Here is a 23496-nt window from a genome sequence, read left to right on the forward strand (position 1 = left end):
CCTGATACCCCTGTTCCCGAGAAACGCGTCCTGACCACCGCAGCGTGGTCCGGATAGGCGATCGACGATCGGAATGTCGACGGCGAACGCATGGCGGAACGCGCCTTGCGTCGCGCGTCTCCCTACGATCGGGCGATCGGAACACGAACAATCGCCTGTAATCCGGAACCCTTCTCGTTGAAGCCCAGGTCCAGCGTGCCGCCATACAGGCCGGCGATATCGCGTGAAACCGCCAGCCCCAGTCCCGTGCCCGGCTTCGTCTCGTCGAGACGTACGCCCACGCCGAGGACACGGTCGCGCGCCTCGTCAGGAATCCCCGGGCCGTCGTCAGCGATGACGATCTCGATCCACGCCGCCTCGACCCGTGCCGTGATCCGGACCGTCTCGCGTGCCCATTTGCAGGCATTGTCGATCAGGTTCGACAGGATTTCGGACAGGTCGCCCGGGTCGCACGGAACCGCGATCCGCGACGGCACAGCGTTGATGATGGCCACGTCACGTCCGGCATGCAGCCGGCGCATCGCCTCAACGATCCCGGCGGTGAACAGCGCCAGATCGGCGACGATGCCGGTGCCGCGTCCGCCGGCCGCCGCGGCGCGCTTCATCTGATAGTCGATCTGGCGCTGCATGCGGTCGCACTGGTCGAGAATGAACGCCGCGGCGTCGGCCTGACCGGATTGCGCGAGCTGTTCCGCCTCGCTGGTCACCAGTGCCAGCGGGGTGCGCAGATTGTGGCCGAGGTTGCCGGCCTCCACCCGTGCCCTTGCGACCAGCACCGCCTGCGCCTCGATCAGTTCGTTCAGCCGCCCGACGATGCCGGCGAATTCGCGCGGCACCGCGTCGGGAAGCCGGTCGCGGTCGCCGCGGCGCAGCTCGTCGATCCAGCCGGCGAGGCGCTGGGTGGGGCGCAGCCCGTAGCGGACCTGCAGCGCCGCGCCGACCAGCATCAGCGCGGCAAACGCGCCGAGCGAAAGGGTGAGGTCGCTGTCGAACGCGCGCAATTCGGCGTCGAGCACGCGGCCGGAAGCGGTGATCGAGAAGAGCAGCCCGCCCGCGCCGGGACGGTCGATGCGCAGGAGGCGTTCCTGATGGTCGCGGGTCCATATCGGGACGTCCGGGGCTTCGTTGCGCGCGGTGATGAGGTGGTGGCCGGCCAGCGAGGCGGAGGTGAGCATTGGCTTCCCGCCACGCTCCACCTGCCAGTAGAAGCCGGAGCGGGGATGCTGGAAGCGCGGGTCCGAGAGCGGACGATCGAGCACCGGGCGGCCGTCCGGGCCGGGTTCGGTGAGGCTCGTCAACTCGTCGAGGTGATTGGCCAGGTCGCTGACGAACGTATGGGTGACATGCCGGCCGTACAGCCCGCTGATGACGAAGCCCGCCACCAGCGTCCCCAGCCCGACCCACAGCAGCGAGGCGATCGCGAAACGGAAGCGCAGGCTGGGCGCGCGCGGGCTCATGGCAGCAGCCGGTAGCCGAAGCCGCGCACCGTGGCGATGCGGTCGCGACCGATCTTGCGGCGCAGGCGACCGACCAGCACCTCCACCGTATTGGGATCGCGTTCCGCCTCCAGGGCATAGAGCCGGTCGAGGATCGCGTCGCGTGAAAGGGTGCGGCCCGGCTCGAGCAGGAAGGCGCGGAGCAGGCGGAATTCGTTGCGCGTCAGCTCGACCGGCGCGCCGTCCAGCCACGCCTCGCGCGTGCCGGTGTCGAGCGCCAGCGCGCCGTCCGCCAGCCGCGCAACATGATGCCCCGCCGCGCGCCGCGCCAGCGCGTGGAGGCGGGCGATCAGCTCTTCCGCCCGCACTGGCTTGACAAGGAAATCGTCCGCCCCCGCGTTGAGACCCTCGACCTTCTCCTCCCAGCTGCCGCGCGCGGTGAGGATCAGGATCGGCACCGTCGCGCCGCGCCGTCGCAACAGCCGGACGAGCTCGAGCCCGCTGATGCCGGGCAGGCCGAGATCGACGATCAGCGCGTTGAAACCGTCGTCGACGAAGCCTGCCGCATCCTCGGCGCTCGCCAGCCACTCGCCGGTGATCCCGGCGCGGGACAGGCTGGCGATCGTGCGCCGCGCCAGTTCCGCCTCGTCCTCGACCATCAGGATGCGCATCGCGATCCTCTGACAGCATTTTGGCAGGTTCGCCATATAGAGAGACGGATGTGACCAAGACGCACCTTCCGCTGTCGCCGCTGTTCGCAGCGCTGCTCGCCGGCTGTTCGGGCGGCGAGGCGCCGGCGCCGGCCCCCACGCCCACGCCCACGACGGCGCCCGGCACGATCGGGCTGGGCGCCGCGCAAATCGCGCGGCTCGATATCCGGTTCGCCAGCGCCGAGAGCGCCACCGAGGTGCCGGTCGCCGAAGTGCCCGCGACGATCGCCCCGCCGCCCAATGCGCGCGTGGCGGTCGCCGCGACGATCCCCGGCGTCGTAACGCGCACGATGGTCGTCGAGGGTCAGCAGGTTCGCGCCGGACAGCCGCTCGCGGTGATCGCCAGCCGCGACGTGCTGACGATGCAGGCGGGGATGGAACAGGCGTCGGCGCGGGCGAGCGTATCGCGGCTCAACGCCCGCCGGCTCGACCAGCTCGCGCGCGAGGGCGTGATCGCCGGCAGCCGGGCGGACGAAGCCGCGGCGTCGCGGCGCGAGGCGGAGGCGGAGCTGGGCGAACAGCGCCGCACGCTGGCGCTGATCAACGCCGGGCGCAGCGGTGGCAGCTATACGCTGACCGCGCCGATCGCGGGCACGATCACCAAGGCGAGCGTGCAGACCGGCATGCCCGTCGACGGCGCGAGCGCGCCGTTCGTGATCGACGCCGCGGGCCGCTACGAAGTCACCGCGCAATTGCCCGAGCGGCTGATCGGCACGATCAAGCCGGGAATGACGGTGCTGCTGGACGGCGTCTCCGGCACCGTCACCAGCGTCGGCGCGACGGTCGAGGCGGAGACGCGCTCCGCGCTGCTGCGTGCGCGGATTCCCGCCGCGCCGGGGCTCGTCGCCGGCCGCGCCACGACCGCCACGCTGCTGAAGCCCGCCGATGGCACGGCGGTCGCGGTGCCGAGCGCCGCGGTCGTCATCATCGACGGGCGGCCGGTCGTGTTCGTGCGCACGCCAAAAGGCGTCGAGCGCCGCGCGGTTACCAGCGCGGGCGCGGCGGGGGGCCGCACCGTGCTCACCGCGGGCGTGAAGGCCGGGGAACAGGTCGCCGTCGCCGGGACGAGCGAGCTCAAGGCCCTCGCGGCGAACTGAGGGCGGACCGATGCTTCGTGCCCTGGCCGCGTGGTCGCTCTCCTATCGCCTGCTCGTGCTGGCGCTGTCGATCGTGACGGCGGCGCTGGGCGCATGGGCGTTCGCGACCCTGCCGGTCGACGCCTATCCCGATATCGCGCAGACGCAGGTCAAGATCATCCTCAAGGCCCCGGGCATGANCCGCGACCATTGCGCCTCGCTCAACTCGTACCGCTTAATCCCCATCACTCGCTCCGAGCCTCGACACGGATGCCTATGAATCAGCCTTCACGGCGTTTGGGAATCCTGAATGTCGATCCGGCCTAGGGCGGATCGACATCCACCGCCGCCTCAAGCCGTCATCCCGGACTTGATCCGGGATCCCGCTTCTTCTTTCCTTGTCGCCAAGAAGAAGCGGGGCCCGGATCAAGTCCGGGGCGACGGTTAAGGGGCTCCCCCTCACGCCAGCATGAACGTCCCCGTCAGCCCCTCGGCTTCAGCGGAGGGCGCGACCCACAGGCGGAAGGCGCCGGGTTCGGTGGTCGGCTTGAGGTCGCGGCCCGTGAAGGCGAGATCGGCGCGGGTGAGCGTGAACTCGACCGTCCGGCGCTCGCCGGGCGCGAGCGTGACGCGGGTGAACGCCTTCATGACGCGCACCGGCTGCGTCACGCTGGCGACGACATCGTGGACGTAGAGCTGCACCACCTCGGTCGCCGCGACGCGGCCGGTGTTGGCGATCGTCGCGCGGATCGTCAGCGGGGCGGCGTCGGTCAGCGTCTTCGCGCTCAGCCGCAGGTCCGCATAGCCGATCTCGCCATAGGTCAGGCCGTGGCCGAACGCGAACAGCGCGCTGTTCGGCACCTCGCGGAAGTGCGTCTTGTACGGCTGGAGCGCGCCGGCCGGGTTGGGGCGGCCGGTGCTGCGGTGAGCGTAATAATAGGGCACCTGCCCGCTGGCGCGCGGGAAGGACACCGGCAGCCGCGCCGCGGGTGACACCGCGCCGAACAGCACGTCGGCGATCGCCGGGCCGTCCTGCGAGCCGAGGAACCACGTCACCAGCAATGCGGGCGCCTTCGCCACCGCGCCGGCCAGCGCGAGCGCGCGGCCGGTGCGCAGCAGCACGACATAGGGCTTGCCGGTCGCGGCGATCGCCTCGGCGAGCGCCTGTTGTTCGGGCGGAACGACGATCGCGGTGCGCGACTGCGCCTCGCCCGACATGTTCTGTGTCTCGCCGATCGCGAGCACCACCACATCGGCCGCGCGCGCCGCGGCGACCGCGCGTGCCACGTCGCTGCCGTCGTCGATGGTCGTGCCGGGCGCGATCGCGCGCACCGCGGTTTCGAGGTCGACCGCCTCGCGATCGGTGCCGTAGACGTTCCACGGGCCGATCAGGTCGTGGCCACCGCCCGCGAACGGGCCGATCAGCGCGATCTTGCGCCCCGAGCGGGGCAGGGGGAGCAGCGCGCCGTCGTTGCGGAGCATGACGATGCTGCGCGCGCCCGCCTCGCGCGCGAGCGCCAGCGTCTCCGGCGTGCGCAACCGCGCCTTTTCACGCGCGGGATCGATGCGGCGGAACGGGTCGTCGAACAGCCCGAGCGCGACCTTGAGCGCGAGCACGCGGCGCACCGCCTCGTCGAGCCGCGCCAGCGGCACCTCGCCCTTTTCGACGAGGTCGGGGAGGTACTTGAGGTACAGCCCGCTCTGCATCGACATATCGACCCCGGCGAGGAAGGCGAGCCGCGCGGCGACGCGACCGTCCTCCGCCAGTCCGTGCGCGATCAGCTCCTCGTCGCCGGTGTAATCGGAGACGACCAGCCCGCCGAACCCCCATTCCTTGCGCAGGATCGTGTCGAGCAGCCACGGATTGGCGGTCGCGGGCACGCCCGAGAGGTCGTTGAACGACGCCATCACCGTCGGCGCGCCGGCCGCGAACGCCGCCTGGAACGGCGGGAAATAGATGTCGCGGAGTGTACGCTCCGACATGTCGACACTGTTGTAATCGAGCCCGTCCTCGCCAGCGCCATAAGCGACGAAATGCTTCGCGCAGGCCGCGACCGCGTCCGGCGCGGCGATGCCGCTGCCCTGGAAGCCCTCGACCCGCGCCGCCGCCATCAACCGGCCGAGCAGCACGTCCTCGCCCGATCCCTCGACCGCGCGCCCCCAGCGCGCGTCACGGGCGATGTCGACCATCGGCGCGAAGGTCCAGTCGATCCCTGACGCCGACGCCTCGACCGCCGCGGCGCGCGCGGTGCGGCGCGCAAGCTCGGGGTCGAAGCTGGCCGCCTCGGCGAGCGGCACCGGGAAGACGGTGCGAAGCCCGTGGATGACATCGGCGGCGAACAGCAGCGGGATCTTCAGCCGCGAGCGGCGCACCGCCTCGGTCTGCATCCGCCGCGCCATTTCCGCGCCATTGCCGTTGAACACGCCGGTCAGTTCACCGCGGCGGACCATCTTCAGTTGCGCGTCGAAGCTGGACGCCGCGCCGGCCGGATTGAGCGAGATCGCCGCGCCGCCCGCCCAGGCGGCGGCGAGCAGGTTGAGCTGCCCGGCCTTTTCGGTGAGCGTCATCCGCGGGATCAGCGCCTCGACCGAAGCGGGGAGGGGGCGCGCAGCAACGGTGGCGAGCAAGGCGCGCGCCGGGCTCGCCGACCATGCCAGCGCCGCGCCCGCGCCGGCCAGCCATGCGCGCCGTGTGATCCGCCGGTCGTGTCCGTTCATCCTGCTCCCTTTCCCGCTTCGTCCGCGCGTCATCCACGCCGTGAGGCCGCGCCACCTCCACCCGTCGCCCCGGCCTTGAGCCGAGGCGACGGGCGGAGGTTTTGCGTCATACAACGGCGACCCCGCCCCTTCGTCATTGCGAGCGCAGCGAAGCAATCCAGTGTCGGACCAGGACGCCCTGGATTGCTTCGCTGCGCTCGCAATGACGCGCTAAGTCACCCGATTGCTTATCATCCTGTCGTCATGTAAGCGGTTTCTGTAAGCGGTTACAAGCCCGTGTTACCGAGAGGATGCTTCGCTGGCCATGTCGCCTGCCCGACCCGAACCTGTTGCCCCGACACCAAGGATCGCGCACGCCACGATCCACGACGTCGCGCGTGTCGCAGGCGTGTCGGTCGCGTCGGTGTCGCGGGTGTTCAACGGGCGCGATCATGTCCGCGCGGCGATGCGGACGCGCGTCGAGGAAGCCGCCGCGCAGCTCGGCTATGTGCCGCACGCCGGCGCACGCAGCCTGAGCATGGCGCGCACCGGCGCGATCGGGGTGGTGCTGCCCGATCTGCACGGCGAGTTCTTCTCCGAATTGCTGCGCGGCATGGACCGCGAGGCGAGCACGCGCGGGCTGGGGCTGTTGCTGACGGTGCTCCACGACGGACGCGGGCTCGACGCACTGGCGCTGTTGCGCGGGCAGGTCGACGGACTGGTGGTGATGGCGCCACAGCTCGATCCCGCGGTCGTCGCGCAGCATATGCCGCGCGGGGTGGCGGCGCTGTTCCTGGCGTGCGCGCCGCAGGACGGCAGCCCGAGCCTCAGGATCGACAATCGCGCCGGGGCGGCCGCGGCGGTCGCGCATCTCGCGGCGGGCGGGGCGACGCGGATCGTCCATCTCTCCGGGCCGGCGGGCAATCTCGACGCACAGGAACGCCGCGCGGGCGCGGAGGAAGCCGCCGCAGCCGCGGGCGTGACGCTGTGCGTGGTCGAGGGCGATTTCCGCGAGGGCAGCGGCACGGTGGTCGGCGAGTGCGTCGCGGCCGGAACGATCGAGGCCGATGCGATCTTCGCAGGCAACGACATGATGGCGATCGGCGCGCTGATGGCGCTCAAGCGCCACGGCGTCGCGGTGCCGGAACAGGTGGCGGTCGCCGGGTTCGACGACATTCCGCTCGCGCGGCTGGTGTCGCCGGCGCTGACCAGCGTCGCGATCGACATCGCGGCGATGGGCGCGCGCGCGGTTGCACAGCTCGCGGCGCGGATCAGCGCGGCACGTGACGGGTTTTTGGAAGGCGGATCCAGCGGAGCGGACGAGGCGATCGTCCCGCATCTGGTGGTGCGCGAAACAACGATAGAAACAAGCAGGCAGGGACTAGGGATATGAAGAGCAACGCTTTCCGGCTGGCGCTTGCCGGCGCGACGATGCTGGCGGGGCTGGGCACCGCAATGACGTGGAGCGCGCCCGCCGCGGCGCAGGCCGGGCAGGCGGCGCTACGCGGCGTGATCCGCTCGGCGCCCGACAATCCGGTGCAGGACGTGACATTGGTGGAGGTCGGATCGGGCTTCCGCCGCACGGTCGTGCCCGGTGCCGACGGCAGCTACAACTTCCCGTCGCTGCGCGCGGGTGCGTACCGGCTCGAGATCCGCCTCCAGAAGGGCACGCGCAATTCCGACCAGTTCACCTTGCGCGTCGGCCAGAACGCCGGGCTTGACCTCGACCTGACCACCGTGCCCGCACCGACGCAGCCGGCGCCCGCCGACAACACCGCCGGCGAGACCGCGCCGCCGCCCGCGGACGCGCAGGAAGGCGACATCATCGTCACCGGCAGCCGCATCCGCTCGCTGTCCGGCGGACAGGTCGGGATCAACATCACCCCGCGGCTGATCGAGCAGCTGCCGCAGAACAGCCGCAACTTCCTCGCCTTCGCCGATCTCGCGCCGGGCGTGCGCTTCATCGAGAGCTCCGACGGCAGCTCGCGCATCCAGGGCGGTGCGCAGGGGTCGAACTCGGTCAACGTGTTCATCGACGGCGTCAGCCAGAAGGATTACGTGCTGCGCGGCGGGCTGACCGGACAGGACAGCTCGCCCGGCAACCCGTTCCCGCAGCTCGCGATCGGCGAGTATCAGGTGCTGTCGTCGAACTACAAGGCGGAGCTGGATCAGGTCAGCTCGGTCGCGATCATCGCCGGCACCAAATCGGGCACCAACGAATTCCACGGTGAGGGCTTCTTCGACTTCACCAACCAGAATCTGCGCGAACGCCGCCCGACCGAGATCTTCCCGAACAAGATCGCCAAGATCGCCTCGGAGGACAAGCAATTCGGCGTCGCGCTGGGCGGCCCGATCGTCAAGGACGTCGCGCATTTCTTCGCCAGCTACGAAGGCAAGCGCCGGCAGGTTCCGATCGACATCCTGCCCACCAACGGCGTGGCGGTGTCGAGCCTGCCCGCACAATATCGCAACATCTTCGGCTCGGCGAACTCGACGTTCAGCCAGGACCTGTATTTCGGCAAGATCGACCTCGAGCCGACCGACAAGGACCTGTTCGAGCTGACCGGCAAGTACCGCAACGAAACCGGCGTCCAGATCGGCAACGGCAACGCCGCCTTCTCGACCCGCACGCTGAGCAAGGTCAACGAGAAGCGCGGTATGCTGCGCTGGCAGCATACCGAAGAGAAGTGGATCAACGACATCCGCGTCTCCTATGAGGATGTCGCCTGGTCGCCGCAGCCGGCCGAAAACGGCATCGGCCAGCAGTTCCGCACCACGACGCGCAACGGCACCAGCACCTCGACCTTCGACCTGTTCCGCACCGGTGCGGGGCTCGGCTTCCAGGACAAGGGGCAGAAGGGCTGGACCGTCCAGGACGATTTCACCTGGACCGGGGTCGAGAACCACACGTTCAAGGTCGGCGCGAAGGCGAAGTGGGTGACGCTCAACTCGCTTGAGCAGAACCTGATCAACCCGCTGTACCTGTACGACACCACCTTGCCGACCGCGAGCGGGTTCAACGACCAGACGCCGTACAGCCTGCAATTCGGCGCGAACGGGCTCGGCGATCCGCGCATCCGTTCGAAGAACTTCCAGCTCGGGCTGTACGCGCAGGACGACTGGGACCTCACCGACCGGCTGACGCTCAACCTCGGGCTGCGCTGGGATTACGAGCGGACCCCGGCGTTCCTGAATTACGTGACGCCCGCCGAGAACGTGAACGCGGTGTCGCCGGCCAATTACCCGAACCTCGTCAACGCCGACTATAACATCAACGATTACATCACCAACGGCAGCCAGCGGAAGGCGTTCAAGGGCGCGTGGCAGCCGCGCGTCGGCTTCACCTATCGCCTCGACGAGCAGGGCCGGTTTGCGGTGTTCGGCGGCTATGGCCGCTCCTACGACCGCAACCAGTTCGACTTCCTCCAGCAGGAGCTGTCGAACGGCCGCTTCCAGCGCCGCGAATTCCTGTTCCAGAACGCCGATACGGTGAACCCCTGCACCCCGGGGCCGAACTGCATTCCCTGGAACCCGGTATATCTGACCGAGGCCGGCCGCCAGCAGCTGATCGGCAACGGCAGCCCGGGCGGGCGCGAGTTCCGCTTCATCAACAACGACCTGAAGGTGCCGTATTCGGACCAGTTCAGCCTCGGCGTGCGCGGGCGGTTCAATCCGGTCGAGGTCGAGGTCGGCTATACGCGGATCGTCAGCAAGGACGGGTTCGTCTATCTGCTCGGCACGCGCCGCGCCGACGGGTCGTTCTTCGCGCCGTCGCCGACCGACGGCACGCCGCAGAGCCCGAACACCAGCTTCGCGCCCAGCGGCTACGGCGCGATCATCCTTGGCGACAACGGGCTCGAGACGAAGGCGGATTCGGCCTATGCCAAGCTGACCAAGGCCTATTCCTCGGCCTCGCCGTGGAGCATCGACGCCACCTATACCTTCACCGCGGCAGTGGATAACCGGCCGAACAACGACCAGTCGTCGTACTTCCTGCTCGATTTCCCGAAGGCCTCGGATTACCCGATGCTGCGCTCCGGGGTGGTGCCGCGGCACCGCTTCGTGGTGGCGGGCAGCGCCGACACGCCGCTGGGCGTGACGCTGTCGGCGAAGTTCCAGATCGAGAGCCCGACCTTCCAGCGCGCCTTGCTCAACACCTCGGTGCCCTATGAGCGGACGCTGGTCGGCTCCGAAGTATTCGGGCTCGGCGATCGCTGGGGCCGGCGTCAGCTCGACCTGGCGTTCACGAAGTACGTGCCGCTCAAGTTCATCGGCGACGAGACCCGGATCCGGATCCGCGTCGACATCATCAATGCGATGAACGACCGCAATTACGTCGACTACAACAACGACCCCGGTGACACGACGCGCACCGCCAGCTCGCCGAGCGTCTATCGCGAGAACTCGACCTACAGCATCGGCGGCAACCCGCCGCGCACCGTGAAGCTGTCGGCGGGGTTCAATTTCTGATGCGTCCCCACCGTCACCCCGGCCTCGCGCCGGGGTGACGGTGACGGTGCAGGGGTGACGGCGACAAGGCAAGGATGACGGAAAGGACCGCATGACGTTCGACCGACGCGACATCCTGCGCGCGACCGCGCTCGGCGGGGCGGGGTGGCTGGCGGGGTGCACCGCCGGGCCGCTCGCGCCGAAACAGGCGCCGCGGCTGGCCTTCCCCGGCGTGCTGCCCGAAATCGGCACCACACCCGCCAGCGCCAGCGACCCGCTGATGGACGACATCCAGCGCCGCACCGTCAGCTATTTCTGGAACACCACCGATCAGGCCACCGGGCTCGCCCCCGATCGCTGGCCGACGCCCAGCTTCGCGTCGATCGCCGCGGTCGGCTTCGCGCTCACCACCTATCCGATCGCGGCGACGCGCGGCTGGATCACGCGGGCCGCGGCCGCGCAGCGCACGCTCGCGACGCTACGCTTCTTCGCCGAAGCACCGCAGGGGCCGGCAAAAGAGGGCACCAGCGGCTATAAGGGCTTCTATTATCACTTCCTCGGTGTCACCAAAGGACACCGTTTCGCCAAAACCGAGCTGTCGACGATCGACACCGCGCTGCTGCTCGGCGGCGTGCTGTTCGCGCAGACATGGTTCGACGACGAGGCCGACCCCGCCGAACGCGAGATCCGCGCGCTTGCCGACCAGCTCTACCGCGCGGTCGAATGGGACTGGATCACCCCGCGCAAGCCTTTCGTTTCAATGGGATGGCATCCCGAAAGCGGGTTCATCGGCTCCGACTGGAACATCTATAACGAGAGCCTGATCCTCTACGTGCTCGCGCTCGGCTCGCCGACCCACGCGCTGCCGCCAACGACATGGGACGCGTGGACCGCCAATTTCGACCCGTCGTGGGACGAGAATTACGCCAATCCCTTCACCGCCTTCCCACCCTTATTCGGGCATCAATACAGCCAGGTGTGGATTGATTTCCGTGGTCTTATGGACACTTACTCCAAACGACGCGGCTTCGACTATTTCGAGAACAGCCGTCGTGCGACCTATGCGCAGCGCCGCTATGCGATGCGCAATCCCGCCGGCTGGCGCGGCTATGGCGAGGATGTCTGGGGCCTGACCGCGTGCGACGGCCCGGGCGATTTCGTCCGCGAGATCGACGGCCGCAACCGCGAGTTCTTCTCTTACTCGGCGCGCGGCCCCGGCGACCGCGACGACGGGACGATCGCACCGACTGCCGCGCTCGGCTCGGTAGCGTTCGCGCCCGAGATCGTGCTGCCCGCCGCGCGCGCGATGTATTCGACTTACGGCACAGCGATTTACGACCGCTACGGCTTTCGCGACAGCTTCAACCCGACGCTGACGCTGACCGACGTCAAGCTTCAGCACGGCAAGGTGGTGCCCTATATTGGCTGGGTCGCGGACGATTTCCTCGGCATCGACCAGGGGCCGATCGCATGCATGATCGAGAACTGGCGCAGCGGCCTTATCTGGAAGACAATGCAGAAGAACCCGTATATCCGCGCCGGGCTGGAGCGCGCCGGGTTCGCCGGCGGGTGGCTTTCACCGACATAAGTGAATGATTTCGCATGGTTAACCGTTAGAGGGTCGCGGATGACGCCCCGCATGTCCTTTGACGTCGATCCCGCGCGCGATCTGGTGCGCATCACGCTGGCGGGCTTCTTCACCCCCGACGATGTCGGTCGCTTCGTCGCCGCGCGCGATGCCGCGCACCAGCAATTGCGGTGCGGCCCCAACGCGCACGCCACGCTGGTCGACATGCGCGCGATGCAGATCCAGTCGCAGGAGACGGTCACTGCTTTCCAACAAGTGCTCGGCGACCCGCGTCATACGTCACGGAGATTGGCGTTCGTGGTGGCGCGCTCGCTGGCACGGTTGCAGATCAAGCGCGCCGCATCGGAGCGGCAGGCGTCCTACTTCACCTCGGTAGAGGAAGCCGAGGCGTGGGTCACGGGACGGTAGGCGAGGTTTACATAAGACTTCTTATCGGGAGCTTGTGCTGGAAACGCCAGATAGAAATGACACCATCCCGCCAGATAGAGATGGCAAGGGCTGTGTGGAGCGAACCAATGCGCCGCTGCAGGATCACCTCGTTAAACCCATGCGGCTTCACCACATCTGCAGCATCGAAAACCTGTGCTGCCGCTAGATCACGACCGGAACGTTGCAAAACGTGAACTGCCGCGAACGAATGTGACCGAGCCCGCTGCTCGCGCAGCGGGTTGGGCGAGAGCCGAAACGTGACCGCATTAGCGAGGGCAGCGCTGCGCTTGGATGGGTGCCTCGGCATCGCCGCGCCCCCATCCAACAGGATAAACCTGATTACAGGGTGACCCAGGTTACGCCGGGGTAAAGGCTCTTCATTCGAAACGCACGATAGAAAAAGGCGCCGTTCAGGCTGGTGAGCGACCATACGAGCTCGTGCTTATCGTCAGACGTGCGTTCTTGCACGACGGCCCCTGAGTCGACGCCGCAAAGATCGAACTCGAAATTGCCATTGTCGAGAACCTCGGCATTACCACCGAACCGGCTGTACAACTCCGGTGGCAAGGTCACGCGTGAGCGGATAGTCACCAGCTTTGCCTGCTCGTCCACCCGAAAAATAGGCATGGTTGTGTAGCACGGGGGAACACCAATATTGCCGCAAATGCCGCCATTCGCATTCACACGTTCGTTGCCGTTATCCATCAGGCTGAGATCGAACACCCCGGCGGACGATTGGCTGACGAATTCCGGGTAATGCTGAGCATATTGCCAGTCAGTCGGCTCCTTGCCGTTCGTGAGCTTGAAGTCGCCTCCGGGACCTAGCCGCCAGACCGACGAGCCGTCACCCTGACCATTACGATAATTAACCTTCACTACCCAATGTTGGTGACGGATCGATATCAGGAAATTGCCGTCGGTCGGGGAGTAAGTAACGGCGTTCGCATGGGTCCAGTCCTGCGCTCCCATTGGGTGGCGGGCGACATCCAGATGATCGAAACTGTTCCACACCCAGGTCGGCTTCAGATCGGCGTCGACATCGATGACTACATCGCCCAACACCGATAGACCATCTACCACCTTCACCGTATTCGCGAGAAGCAGCCAATGGCCGTTCGGAAGCACCTCAACATGATGGTGGAAAACGCCGAGCTGGACGTTGAACCCCACCGCCGCAAGCTTGGTGTTGAGGTCCGCGATCGAGAGTTGCTTAACTGTCTCCCCGAGCAGGTTAAACTCCCGGATCAATGACTTGGTCGGATCCGGCTTCCCGGAAATCGGCAGCGTGGAACTTGGACCGAACGAACTGATGAAGTTGCCGTTTGCGAGTTGCTCGATCCCGTTTGGCGTGAACGACTGCTCGTGATCCGACCACGGATAATACCAGATGATATTGCCCTGCAGGTCCACGACATAAGGCTGGTAAGGCGAAGCATTCGCCGTACTGATCAGCTCGACACCCGGCGAGGGCTTCTGTCCCGCGGCCGTCTCAGCCTTCAAACGGACCGCAGCGAGGTTTTCCGGCAATGATCCGGTCGTGAACGTCACATCATCGCTGACGCGCACCGAGCCGTTCGCATCCGTGATCTTGGCCCGCATATGGTATGTCGCATTGGCGCGCATTCCGGCAATGAGCAGCGACGCCAGACCGGCCGCCGTCACCGAGGTCTTGGACGTTGAAAATCCGTAACTGGTCGTTGGCCCAAACTCGGCTTCAACGGTCGACGACGCCTTCGCCGACGGGACCTTCAGGCGGGCGATCAAAGGATGAACGGTTTGCTCGACGCTTACCGTCACTGGGGATTCTGGCACTGCCGCCAGTGGTTCTTCAGAGTCGCCGCACCCCGCCAACATCAGTAGTGGAATTATGGCGGCCACCAAACCACCGATCAATCTTTTGCTACCCATCTGCATCCTTCCGTCGCGGCGTGTCCGATTTTCCAGCTGCACGTTCCTGCCCCCGAGAGCGCAAGCGCTCCTTGGAGCACGACCGTTATCGAAACGGTCATCGAACCGCGGACAGTCGTCAATCAGTTATCGTCAAAGCTCGGGCGAAGTAGACCGAAGTTGAGGTAATTTTCCTTTTATCGCAAAGTAATCAGTAGACGCGCATTGGTCCTGATTTCGCGAGATTGATGGCGAGCGGCCTCAGGCCTCACATTGTCGTAGGGGAGATGTTGCGATTATCGACGCTTGTTGGGGCCGCGACGCTCTTCGTCGTTCGCCACTGCGAAAGCAGACAAGGCATTTGCCCGCGGGTTGTAGAAACGGTCAATGCGCGTGCGTAGTCGCGACTGAATCCGGTTCTGGACTCGGCCGTTCACCACGCCCATCGCAGTGACGCGCTCGGCATCCTCGCGGGTCTGGCGCTGTCCGATCTCCCCAGCCGCGGATTTGGCGACCTGCCCCGCGCGCGTCTGCGCGTGCGCAGTGGGAATGGTTGCCGTAGTAAGCAAGGCGACGAGAACGGCAGTATATTGAACGAGACTGTTGTGCCGGCTCATTGCGGACGGCCCGACACGCGACGAATAGTGGCGAAGTCGACCTCTCCCATGAGGCCGCCCGCGGTTTCGCCGGCGGGTACGATCAGCGAAAGCCATTGCGCCGTGCACCCCGGATCGACCTGGAACGTGCCTTCTGCAGTCGGAGAAGCGTCCGGTGTCACCAGCTTCAACCGAAAGCGCGCAATCTCTGCGCCATCGGCACATTGGACGCTCCATGCCGGAACGGACTGCGCTGGCGTGAGCGACGTCAACCGGCTGAATATGGTGTAGCGACCGGGCGGCAGGAGGTGAAGTTGACGAACGACGCCTCCGCCCATCCCGGTTACAGCGGAGAACACAAGCAGCCCACCCTCGCGACTGCTTTGGATGGAGGAACTGAGACCGACATCATTCTGCGGATTCCAGTCGAACGGCGACGGCACCGCCGGGTTGCCCGCAAAGCGCGGATACCGCGTCACGTCGCTGGCGTTGCCGGTAGCGCGCAGATAGATCCGTGCCGTGGCGAAATCGCGATCATGCACCAGCGCCCCAAGCAGCGATGCCTCCGCGCCTGCCGGCAACTTTACCCCGCGGCTGGTCAGATCCCGAAAAAGGATCGCAACCGCTCGATGGTTAGGGGCGGAAATCGCGGCAAAGTTTAGAAACGCTGGTCCCCATTCGCGACCGGCACGCAATTTAGGAATGAGTTCCTTGCGGATCGGCTCGTCGGCGATGGCATTCGCCAGCACAGGGAACAGCACGTCCGGCGCGAGGCGCGACGTACGCAGCGCCAGGTCATATTGATGCAGCGCTTCGTGTATGTCGCCGCGCGACACGGCATATTCATTGGCCCATAAATGGGTCTTGAACTCACGTCGGGAAAGCGTGCCACTATAGCCGAAGGCGCGGTGGGCGGCAGCGTCGTCGCCCCGCAGCCCAGCCTCGAAGCCGAGCGTCGCGGCGGCAGAGGCCGAGAGCGGATCGCGCAGTAAGGCGCGGCGGGCATAAGCCGCGGCCCGTCGCCAGCCCGAAGAGGACGAGCCATCGCCGATCAACGCATCGGCCCGCGCCGTCAGGACGCGCGCGTTGTTTGACGCCAGCTCCATCGATAGTCCTGAAGGAGACTGTCGTAACGTCAACCCGAGCGACTGGCTGGCCGCGTAGACGCCCAGCCCCGCTGCCGCAGCGGCAAGCAGCCAGCGGGCGACGCAGTAATTGGAACCTACCGCCGTGGTCAAGCTGCATCCCTGTCGGTCGAGCGGCCATAGCCATAGCCATATTCATACCCATAGCCATAGTGCGCCTTGCTGGCGACGAACTTGGTCAGCACACCGCCCAAGATGCGGGCATTGGCGTTCGAAAGGCGTGCGAGGGCGGTTTGCACGAGGCTGGACCGTATCCCATGGGATTCGACGGCATAGATCACCCCTTCGACGCGACTGGCGATCAACGGTGCATCGGCAAGTCCCATCACCGGTGGCGAGTCGATAACAACATGATCGTAACGCTCTAGCAACCGCTCGAGCAGGATCTCGAGCCGGTTGCCGGTCAGCAGCTCCGCCGCGTTCGGAGGGATCGGGCCAGCCGACATCGCCGTAAAGCCAAGATCGACCATCTCGAACGTCATTTCATCTATATTGTCCGAGCCGGTTAGGAAGTTGCTGAGCCCATATTGATGATCCACGCCGCCGAGGTGGTGGATGGACGGCGAACGCATATCGCCGTCGATGAGGATAACCCGGCGCTGCGCGCGGGCTAGCATGGTGGCAAGAGCCAGCGCGGTAGTTGACTTGCCTTCTGCGGGTCGCGTGCTCGTAACCGCCAGCGAACGTGGAACGCCGTGTTCGGTCGTGAACTGAAGGTTAGTCTGGATCGCCAGATAAGCATCGACCATGTCCGACTTCCGGTCGCGCAATGCGTCCTTCGGCTCTCCGTCGGCAAGCTTCGGCACCGAGCCGAGAAGCGGTAGCCCGAGCCGACGTTCCACCTCCGCCGGATCGGCGATCGCCTCATCAACCTGTTCAAGCGCGAACGTAAGCAACCCGCCAATCACCAGACCCATCAGCAGCGAGGCGACGAGATTGATCATGAGGCGTGGGCTGGACGGACGCTGCGGAACGTCCGCCGGATCAACGATCGAGATGTTATTGACGCCGACGCCGCCAGCGACACCGATTTCCTTGAAGCGCTGCAGCAGGCCATCATAGAGAACGCGGTTGGTATCCACCTCGCCCTGGTAGATATTGTACTGAATGCTGCGCCGCCGCTGGTCGAGATAATCGCTCTTCAACTGCTCGACCCGACGCTGCAGCGCGTTCTCCCGCGCGACCGCTTCCCGATAATCCGCCTCGAGCGAGCTGGAGACCCGACGTTCCTCACGCGCGATGCTTTGATCGATCTGATCGAGCTGCGTCTTGATGGCCTTTGCGGCCGGGTAAGCCGGTTCGAACTGGACCATCATGCGCTGATATTCGGCGGACAGTTCCGCGCGACGTTGGCGGAGATTGTTGATGGCAACATTGCGCAACGCCTCGGTGGTAGCACCAGAGCGACCGCTCTGGTCGGACCGTGCCTGCGCCTGGATGCGATCGGCGGTCGCTTGCGACAACGCAGTATTCAACGAAGCGAGTTCGTCAGCGATGATCGAGCGTTCCGATGTGGTGCGGCCACCATCGGCACTCGCAGTGGGAAGATTGATGATCCGCTCCTGCGCGGCATAGGCAACAAGCTGTCGTTGCGACTGATCGAGCCGATCTTTAAGCTGGGCGAGTTGCCGTTGCAGCGCCTCCCGGCCGTAGGAGGTCGCCTGGACCTTGCGTTCGAGATTGGTTTCGATGAAGCTCTGCGCCCAGCGATTGGCCACTTTGGCGGAAAGCACCGCGTCGGGGCTGGTGAACATGATCTCGACGAGCCGCGACAGGCGGGTCGGATCGACACGCAGATTCTTCAGCAAGACCTCTCCGGCGATACGTTGCCGATCGACACGTCCGCTGGCAGGATAGCGGCCGTTCGTCATCTCGAACGCCGGCTTGTCCTGATTGACGCCATACATCGTGAAGAACGCCGGGTCGTCGACCAGGCGGAGCTCTACCGCAACGCGCTCAGCAAGCGAACGTGAACGCAGCAAGCCATATTGCGTCTGGTAAAATTCCTGGTCGGCAATGCTAGTTTCACGCTCTACGCCCTGAAAGTCGGTTATCTTGCTTGATTCACGCGATATCTCGACTTGAGCCGTTGCAGTATATTTCGGTGTCATCAGCAAGGTGACGACGAGGCCCGCGATCAGACAGACCGCAACCGTACCGAGTAACAGATATCGCCAACGAAGCGCGATGCGTAACAACTGCCGCAGCAACGGCATCGACTCCCGATCCAGCCCACGGAAGTCGGCGCTTAGGGAAGAGCGGGGGCCGGTCGACGGCATAGTGGTAGGGAAGTTCAAGGCCCGTCGCCCTATTGGAGAAATGCGATAAGAGGCGCAGCCAAGATCGGCGAAAGGGAGACAAAGTCCCTGAACAACCGTCGTTGCGGAGAGTCACCTACGACAATCACGTCGTTCGCGTAAATTGCCGGATCAGCATACAATCCCTGCCGGATCGAGGCGATGTTGTAGAGCCCCGCCATGCGGCGGCCATTCACGGTCCGAAGAATAACGACATCATCCACCCTGGCGAACTCAGACAGCCCCTTGGCCGAAGCCACGGCGCGGATCAGCGTCATCTGGTTCGTGACCGGGTATAGCCCGGGCTCCACAACCTGGCCGTCAACAGTCACTACCTGGCTCACCGAACTCTTGATGTTGACCGTGACTTCAGGGTTGCGGACGTAGCGTCCCCGCAGCGCATCCTCGATCTGCTTGGCAAGTTCCTCGGCCGTCTTGCCGCGCGCATCGACCGTTCCTACCAAAGGCATCGAGATGCGACCGCCCGCGTCGACCTGCATTTCCCGGCTAAGATCGGGAACGTTGAAGACGTCGATCCCGATCGTATCAAGCGGCCCGATCAGGCTCTGCCGATCGGAAGCGATAAGATCCTGCCGGTTGGGAGAAGGCAGCCCTGCCGAATCCGGCACGACGGTCAGGTCGCTTGTCGACCGAAGTGGTTCTCTGCCGCCGCATCCTGCCAGACACAGCAGGATCACGAAGGCGATGACGGGCTTACGCATGCAAGATTTGTGTCCGTTGAGGAGCGCGGGCTATACGAGGTCGATTCATTTGCGTAAAGCATCGCGGCTGACGGGAACGTGGCGCTCCGCGATCAGAACCGCAGCGATCGCGATCAATGCCATGATCATCGGCGTGCGCGCTGGATAGTCGACCAGGCTGGCGAGCGTGATCAGCAGCAGCATCGCCCCTCCAAATCGCGCCGGAGCCCGTCCGGCTCGGTCCGCCCAGACCGGCAATCCCGCTCTCGCCGCCCAGCCGAGCGCCACGACCAGCAAGATGATCGCGGGCAGACCGCCGTCGAGTACAATTTCAACAAGGTCGCTGTGAGCGTGGTTGAAGAACGTCAGCTTCAGCAGCGCGTCGGGCTCATGCATCCGGAACAGTGCCTCGAATGAGCCGAACCCCGACCCGAACGGAAAATAGCGCGCCACCATGTCCAGGACGGTGGGCAGCGCTCGCGACCGCATGTCTTCTCCCGCGGACAAGGCGAGCAGCCGATCGATCGACACGGCGCGCCCGGCGGTGACGGTGATGACCGCCAGCCCGACCGACACGATCACCGCTGCCGCGAGCAATGCCCAGCGCAGCCATATCGGCGCGTTACGAAGCCGCCCGTGAAGCGGGCGCCAGGCGATAATCGCTGCCAGCACTATCGCCAACACGCCCAGCGCCAGACCGGTACGGGACCCTGAGGCCAAGATCATCAACAGGAACCAGATCGTCGCAGCGCCCGCGAGCGCCAACCGCCAGGATGCACCGTGCTGTCGTTCTGCCACCCATGCCGCACCGGCCACGATACCGATCGCGAGCAGCAACGCCTGATGGTTGACGTTAGCGAATATCCCGGTCGCCGTTCCGACGGTTTCGTTAATGAAGGGATTGTCCCCAAAGGCACGAGACAGCTGCAGCACGGCGATCGTTGCGCTGAAGATTGTCAGCAAGAAAACAAACAGCGGCAGCTGCGCCCGAGTGCGGGTCTCCAGCCCGATTGCCAAGAAGAGCATCGCCGCGGGCACCAGCAGCGACAGGAGGGCGTTTAGCGTGGCATCGGGCGAGATGGCGATCGGCCGCCAAGGCTGCGGCATGCCCGCGACCCGCGCAGCGTCGAGAAAAGGCTCGCGCCCCGGCAAGGTCGACCACAAGGAAGGGGGCAGCGGCACAAGCTGTAGCAACGGCAGCAAGATCGCAGCCACCAGGATCAGGATCGGCCATCGAAACCCGGACCGTATCAATGGCGTTCCAGAAACGAGCAACGTGGCGATGACGAGCCCGGCAGAGGCCCGAACAATTGCCTGCCCCAGCACGTCGGCACGCGATGCACCACCAGCGATGGCCAAGCATGCCAGAAAGGCCACTAACAGGACCACGGACAAGGAAACAGGCGATCGAGCTCGATTTTTTCGCTTCGTTCGTACCATGCCCGTCCTCAATTCCGTCGATCCTTTGCCACTGCCACGACGGCGCAGCAATGCGCAATTACAGCTTGGACGATCCGGTCGGCGGCTTGTTGCTCCACCTCGACTGCTCGACTATCGCACCCGCACCGCTCGCTTATGGATCGGAGCTCACGTGTCTACTTCCCGTCGTCTTTTGCTTTCACCGCCCCATATGAGCGGTCGGGAGGAGGTGCTCGTATCCGAGGCGTTCGCCTCGAACTGGATTGCGCCCATCGGGCCATTCGTTTCCCGCTTCGAAGAGCAACTGGCCGCGCTGTGCGGCATTCCGCACGTCGCCGCCTTGTCGAGCGGCACCGCCGCCTTGCATCTTGCGCTGCGCCTGTGCGGGATCGGCCCAGGCGACGAGGTCTGGTCAGCGACCATGACGTTCATCGGCGGCGTTGCGCCCATCCTCTACGAGGGAGCTATACCGGTGTTCCTCGGCGTGAAACGCGACACGATGCTGCTGGATCTGGATGTCCTCGAGGAACAGCTTGCGCAGGCACAGCAACCACCCAAGGCAGTCATCACCACCGATCTGTACGGCCTGGTGCCGGACATCGATCGACTGGTCGCGCTCAAGCGTCGTTACGGCTTTGTCTGGATCAGCGATTCCGCCGAATCCGTGGGGAGCTATTGCGGCGGTCGACACGCCGGGCACGGGGCCGATTTTGTCATCCTGTCGTTTAACGGGAACAAGATCATCACCACGTCCGGCGGCGGTGCGCTGGTTTCTCACGACGGTGAGGCGATCGAACGGGCGCGCTTCCTCTCCACGCAAGCGCGAGAGCCCGGTGCGCATTACGAACATCGCACGTTCGGCTATAACTACCGGCTCAGCAACATCTCCGCGGCGATCGGCGTCGGACAACTCGAGGTTCTCGCTGAGCGGGTTGCGGCACGGCGGCGGATTCACGATCATTACCGCATGCTCCTGTCCGCGGTACCGGGTATCAGCTTCACCCCCGAGGCGCCGGACGTCCTGGCCAACCGGTGGCTGACGACGATCGAGATCGCCCCCGACACGGGCTTTGACCGGGAGAAAGCGCGTCACGCGCTCGAGGCAGCGCAGATCGAAAGTCGTCCGGTCTGGAAGCCAATGCATCGCCAGCCACTGTTCGCCACCGCACGTTACCACGGCGACGATGCCGCCGACCTCGCCTTCACCTTCGGCCTGTGTCTGCCCTCGGGTTCGGCGATGACGCACGAGGACGTCGAACGCGTTGCAGCCGTGATCACCGCTCTGGCATGAAGCGCGTCTTCGACCTTGTCGTGGCCGTAACCGCGCTCTTTATCCTGCTGCCTTTCATCGCCGTACTGGCAACCATGGTCGCAGTATCGCTCGGGCGCCCCGTCTTCTTCGTCCAGCAGCGCCCCGGGCTGAGAAGCAAGCCGTTCCGGATGGTCAAGTTCCGAACGATGCGCGACGCGCACGATGCATCTGGCCGCCCGCTGCCGGACGGGGAGCGGATCACGCGGCTGGGCGCCTTCCTGCGGCGCACGAGCCTGGATGAACTACCGGAATTGTACAATGTTGTGCGCGGCGAGATGAGCCTCGTAGGCCCGCGCCCGTTGCTCATGGCCTATCTGGACCGGTATAATGCGACGGAGGCACGCCGCCACGAGGTTCGCCCCGGGGTTACCGGATGGGCACAGATCAACGGACGCAACGCGCTATCGTGGGACAAAAAGTTTGCACTTGATGTCTGGTATGTCGATCATCGCTCATTCCTGCTCGATCTCCGTATACTATTGCTCACCGTGCTGAAGGTCGCGCGTCGCGACGGCATCAGCGCGGCCGGCGAGGCGACGATGCCCGAATTTATCGGCTCTGCCGCGCTCGTTAGCGACGACCACGATCGGCCAGGAACGTGAGCGACGTGACCTTCGATCGACGACGCTTGCTGCTGATGTCGTTCGGTATGATCGCGACACCGGCGTGCTCCCAACCGCAACCGGCGACCGTCCGGCCGGAGGATTTCGGCGCGACCGGTCGGGGTGACGACACGGCCGCGATTCAGCGCATGGCGAACGTGGCTGCAGCCGGCGGCCAGCGGATCGATGCCCAAGGACGCAGCTATCAGGTCGACAATGTCTATTGGCCGGGCGGCACCCGCCTCTCTCACATCCGCCTCGTTTTGTGTCCCGGCGACCGCGATGATCGCAGCCCGGTTGCGATCGGACAGCGCGGTAAGACCACACGCGACCTGATCTTCGAAAATGTGATCGTCGACGGAAACCGTGCAGCACAGGAGCATGTCGGCCGGAGCGGCTACGCCGATGGCGCGCGCTCGGGATTTCAAATCAGGGGGCGGGTCGAGCAGGTAGTGATCCGCAACTGTAAGGCGGTCAATTGCGCTACCGACGGCGTGATGATCTTCAGCGATCTCCAGCACGGCGCGGACGACCGCCCGATTCTGCGCGACATCACGCTGCTGAACGTCATCGCCACCGACAACCGGCGCCACGGCCTTTCCGCGGATGCTTTCGACAATCTCGCCGTGGTCGGCTGCACCCTAAGCCGGAACGGTGCCGATCTGGAACAGGGCATCGCCTCCGATCACGGTCTTGCGGCAGCGCGTTTCAATGGTACGCCCTATGGTCGCCCCTTCGACATCGAGGATTATCTCGTCGGTACCGGCTGGTCAGGGCTTCGGATCGAGGACACTGACTGTCGCGGCAATCGCACCGGAGCGCTCGTCTATTCGCAGGTTTCCCCGGACAGTCCGGGATTCGTCGCGCGCCGCGGGCTTTGGATTAGCCGTTGCCGCTTCGACGAACCGGGGGGAAGCCGGTGGGATCCGCCGCTCGGCATCGCTCAGCTGGTCGAATATCGTGGCCAGAAACCTACCTTCCGTGACGTCGCGCTGGTCAACAACATTTTTGAAAACGGTCCCTTGCGCATCTCGGGCGTCGACGGCCTGAGCCTTCGCGGCGGACGCATCGCCGTTACCAAGCCGAACGAGACCGAGCCAGTGATCGTCGCCAACTGCCGCAGGATCTCTATCGTGCCCGGTCACGCCTAGC

General features: G+C 65.5%; 18 protein-coding genes. 9 read left to right on the forward strand and 9 right to left on the reverse strand.

The features are described from left to right. Nucleotides 1-122: 122 nt before the first annotated feature. Both BACI71_RS07015 and BACI71_RS07020 read right to left on the reverse strand, forming a co-directional pair. A complete protein-coding gene (locus BACI71_RS07015; RefSeq protein ID WP_159756816.1) occupies nt 123-1457 on the reverse strand; it encodes a sensor histidine kinase in 1335 nt (444 codons plus the stop codon). Then, nucleotides 1454-2107, reverse strand: coding sequence for a winged helix-turn-helix domain-containing protein (locus BACI71_RS07020; protein ID WP_159756819.1), 654 nt, complete (start codon nt 2105-2107; stop codon nt 1454-1456). Before BACI71_RS07020 ends, BACI71_RS07015 begins: the two co-directional genes overlap by 4 nt. A 50-nt stretch (nt 2108-2157) precedes the next feature. Between BACI71_RS07020 and BACI71_RS07025 the strand changes: the two genes are divergently transcribed. Beyond that, entirely contained in the window at nt 2158-3243 is a 1086-nt protein-coding gene (locus tag BACI71_RS07025; RefSeq protein ID WP_159756822.1) for an efflux RND transporter periplasmic adaptor subunit, read from the forward strand. Between the two features lie 10 nt (nt 3244-3253). Then, nucleotides 3254-3422: efflux RND transporter permease subunit (locus tag BACI71_RS18235; RefSeq protein ID WP_443018499.1), on the forward strand; the 169-nt coding region annotated here is incomplete at its 3' end. A 259-nt stretch (nt 3423-3681) separates the two neighbouring features. On the opposite strand, the gene BACI71_RS07035 is transcribed toward BACI71_RS18235, so the two are convergent. Further along, entirely contained in the window at nt 3682-5940 is a 2259-nt protein-coding gene (locus tag BACI71_RS07035) for a glycoside hydrolase family 3 N-terminal domain-containing protein (RefSeq protein ID WP_159756827.1), read from the reverse strand. 304 nt (nt 5941-6244) lie between these two features. Between BACI71_RS07035 and BACI71_RS07040 the strand changes: the two genes are divergently transcribed. The 4 genes from BACI71_RS07040 (at nt 6245) to BACI71_RS07055 (ending at nt 12364) form a co-directional block, all read left to right on the forward strand. After that, nucleotides 6245-7312, forward strand: a complete 1068-nt coding sequence (locus tag BACI71_RS07040; RefSeq protein WP_159756830.1) for a LacI family DNA-binding transcriptional regulator — start codon at nt 6245-6247, stop codon at nt 7310-7312. Then, on the forward strand, nt 7309-10389 hold the full coding sequence (locus BACI71_RS07045) for a TonB-dependent receptor (RefSeq protein WP_236552874.1): 3081 nt from the start codon (nt 7309-7311) through the stop codon (nt 10387-10389). Before BACI71_RS07040 ends, BACI71_RS07045 begins: the two co-directional genes overlap by 4 nt. A 91-nt stretch (nt 10390-10480) precedes the next feature. Continuing rightward, on the forward strand, nt 10481-11956 hold the full coding sequence (locus tag BACI71_RS07050; RefSeq protein WP_159756833.1) for a glucoamylase family protein: 1476 nt from the start codon (nt 10481-10483) through the stop codon (nt 11954-11956). 51 nt (nt 11957-12007) lie between these two features. After that, nucleotides 12008-12364: a hypothetical protein gene (locus BACI71_RS07055; protein WP_159756836.1), complete on the forward strand. Its 357-nt coding sequence runs from the start codon at nt 12008-12010 to the stop codon at nt 12362-12364. 360 nt (nt 12365-12724) lie between these two features. Here the strand turns inward: BACI71_RS07055 and BACI71_RS07060 are convergent, their stop codons facing one another. From BACI71_RS07060 to BACI71_RS07085, 6 genes are all read right to left on the reverse strand, one after another. Beyond that, a complete protein-coding gene (locus BACI71_RS07060; RefSeq protein WP_201297323.1) occupies nt 12725-14335 on the reverse strand; it encodes an aryl-sulfate sulfotransferase in 1611 nt (536 codons plus the stop codon). A 233-nt stretch (nt 14336-14568) separates the two neighbouring features. Beyond that, nucleotides 14569-14889 (reverse strand): hypothetical protein, encoded by a 321-nt coding sequence (locus BACI71_RS07065; protein ID WP_159756839.1) that lies wholly within the window; start codon nt 14887-14889, stop codon nt 14569-14571. After that, nucleotides 14886-16106 (reverse strand): hypothetical protein, encoded by a 1221-nt coding sequence (locus BACI71_RS07070; RefSeq protein ID WP_159756842.1) that lies wholly within the window; start codon nt 16104-16106, stop codon nt 14886-14888. Before BACI71_RS07070 ends, BACI71_RS07065 begins: the two co-directional genes overlap by 4 nt. Then, nucleotides 16103-18229: a GumC family protein gene (locus tag BACI71_RS07075; RefSeq protein WP_236552875.1), complete on the reverse strand. Its 2127-nt coding sequence runs from the start codon at nt 18227-18229 to the stop codon at nt 16103-16105. Before BACI71_RS07075 ends, BACI71_RS07070 begins: the two co-directional genes overlap by 4 nt. A 92-nt stretch (nt 18230-18321) precedes the next feature. Then, nucleotides 18322-19032, reverse strand: coding sequence for a polysaccharide biosynthesis/export family protein (locus tag BACI71_RS07080; RefSeq protein ID WP_159756845.1), 711 nt, complete (start codon nt 19030-19032; stop codon nt 18322-18324). 45 nt (nt 19033-19077) lie between these two features. Next, on the reverse strand, nt 19078-20370 hold the full coding sequence (locus tag BACI71_RS07085; protein ID WP_159756848.1) for an O-antigen ligase family protein: 1293 nt from the start codon (nt 20368-20370) through the stop codon (nt 19078-19080). On the opposite strand from BACI71_RS07085, the gene BACI71_RS07090 reads away from it, so the two are divergent. From BACI71_RS07090 to BACI71_RS07100, 3 genes are read left to right on the forward strand one after another with little or no spacing between them, the layout of a single operon-like run. Beyond that, nucleotides 20363-21721, forward strand: coding sequence for a DegT/DnrJ/EryC1/StrS family aminotransferase (locus tag BACI71_RS07090; RefSeq protein WP_328804009.1), 1359 nt, complete (start codon nt 20363-20365; stop codon nt 21719-21721). The genes BACI71_RS07085 and BACI71_RS07090 overlap by 8 nt on opposite strands. Then, nucleotides 21718-22344 carry a sugar transferase gene (locus BACI71_RS07095; protein ID WP_159756851.1) on the forward strand — a complete coding sequence of 209 codons (627 nt, stop codon included), beginning with the start codon at nt 21718-21720 and terminating at the stop codon, nt 22342-22344. Before BACI71_RS07090 ends, BACI71_RS07095 begins: the two co-directional genes overlap by 4 nt. Continuing rightward, the gene (locus tag BACI71_RS07100; RefSeq protein ID WP_159756854.1) at nt 22341-23495 is read left to right on the forward strand and encodes a hypothetical protein; all 1155 of its coding nucleotides are present in this window, start codon (nt 22341-22343) and stop codon (nt 23493-23495) included. The genes BACI71_RS07095 and BACI71_RS07100 overlap by 4 nt, the downstream gene beginning before the upstream one ends. Nucleotide 23496 lies beyond the last annotated feature (1 nt).

Source organism: Sphingomonas sp. 8AM (assembly GCF_902506455.1).
GTDB lineage: Bacteria > Pseudomonadota > Alphaproteobacteria > Sphingomonadales > Sphingomonadaceae > Sphingomonas.

Excerpts from the sequence above, each read along its gene's own strand:
- BACI71_RS07075 (WP_236552875.1), bottom strand. The coding sequence starts at position 18,229 with ATGCCGTTGCTGCGGCAGTTGTTACGCATCGCGCTTCGTTGGCGATAT.
- BACI71_RS07055 (WP_159756836.1), top strand. The coding sequence starts at position 12,008 with ATGTCCTTTGACGTCGATCCCGCGCGCGATCTGGTGCGCATCACGCTG.
- BACI71_RS07015 (WP_159756816.1), bottom strand. The coding sequence starts at position 1,457 with ATGAGCCCGCGCGCGCCCAGCCTGCGCTTCCGTTTCGCGATCGCCTCG.
- BACI71_RS07080 (WP_159756845.1), bottom strand. The coding sequence starts at position 19,032 with ATGCGTAAGCCCGTCATCGCCTTCGTGATCCTGCTGTGTCTGGCAGGA.
- BACI71_RS07095 (WP_159756851.1), top strand. The coding sequence starts at position 21,718 with ATGAAGCGCGTCTTCGACCTTGTCGTGGCCGTAACCGCGCTCTTTATC.
- BACI71_RS07090 (WP_328804009.1), top strand. The coding sequence starts at position 20,363 with ATGGCCAAGCATGCCAGAAAGGCCACTAACAGGACCACGGACAAGGAA.
- BACI71_RS07045 (WP_236552874.1), top strand. The coding sequence starts at position 7,309 with ATGAAGAGCAACGCTTTCCGGCTGGCGCTTGCCGGCGCGACGATGCTG.
- BACI71_RS07020 (WP_159756819.1), bottom strand. The coding sequence starts at position 2,107 with ATGCGCATCCTGATGGTCGAGGACGAGGCGGAACTGGCGCGGCGCACG.
- BACI71_RS07035 (WP_159756827.1), bottom strand. The coding sequence starts at position 5,940 with ATGAACGGACACGACCGGCGGATCACACGGCGCGCATGGCTGGCCGGC.
- BACI71_RS07040 (WP_159756830.1), top strand. The coding sequence starts at position 6,245 with ATGTCGCCTGCCCGACCCGAACCTGTTGCCCCGACACCAAGGATCGCG.
- BACI71_RS07050 (WP_159756833.1), top strand. The coding sequence starts at position 10,481 with ATGACGTTCGACCGACGCGACATCCTGCGCGCGACCGCGCTCGGCGGG.
- BACI71_RS07065 (WP_159756839.1), bottom strand. The coding sequence starts at position 14,889 with ATGAGCCGGCACAACAGTCTCGTTCAATATACTGCCGTTCTCGTCGCC.